1 protein-coding gene is annotated in these 696 nt (G+C 67.1%); it reads left to right on the top strand.

Annotated features, from left to right (window positions below):
- Positions 1-696: phosphohexomutase domain-containing protein (locus AOQ71_RS47055; protein WP_488226141.1), on the top strand; the 696-nt coding region annotated here is incomplete at both ends.

Genomic DNA, 696 nt, shown 5'->3' with positions numbered 1-696 from the left:
CCCGCCGTATCGACGGCGTGCATGACCGCTACATCGAATTCGCCAAGCGCACGCTGCCGCGCGATCTCTCGCTCGACGGCCTGCGCGTCGTGGTCGATTGCGCCAATGGCGCCGCCTACAAGGTGGTGCCGGAAGCGCTGTGGGAATTGGGCGCCGACGTGGTGCCGATCGGCGTCGAGCCCGATGGTTTCAACATCAACAAGGATTGCGGCTCGACCTCGCCGGAGGCGCTGTCGAAGAAGGTGCGCGAGATGCGCGCCGACATCGGCATTGCGCTCGACGGCGACGCCGATCGCGTCATCCTGGTCGACGAGCGCGGCCATGTCGTCGACGGCGACCAGCTGCTGGCGGTGATCGCACAGAGCTGGAAGGAAGACGGTCGCCTGTCGCGTCCGGGCATCGTTGCCACCGTGATGTCCAATCTCGGCCTCGAGCGTTTCCTGAAGGGGCAGGGGCTCGATCTCGTGCGCACGCCGGTCGGCGACCGCTACGTGCTCGAGCAGATGCTGAGCGGCGGCTTCAATCTCGGCGGCGAGCAGTCCGGCCACATCATCCTGTCCGACTACGCCACCACCGGCGACGGCTTTGTCGCCGCGCTGCAGGTGCTGGCGGTGGTACAGAAGCTGCGCCGCCCGGTCTCCGAGGTCTGCCACCGCTTCGATCCGCTGCCGCAGATCCTCAAGAACGTCCGCCACA

Origin of the sequence: Bradyrhizobium manausense (assembly GCF_001440035.1) — a bacterium.
Taxonomy (GTDB): Bacteria; Pseudomonadota; Alphaproteobacteria; order Rhizobiales; family Xanthobacteraceae; genus Bradyrhizobium; species Bradyrhizobium manausense.
Note: the sequence above shows the minus strand (reverse complement) of the source record. Positions and strands in the feature narration are given on the sequence as shown.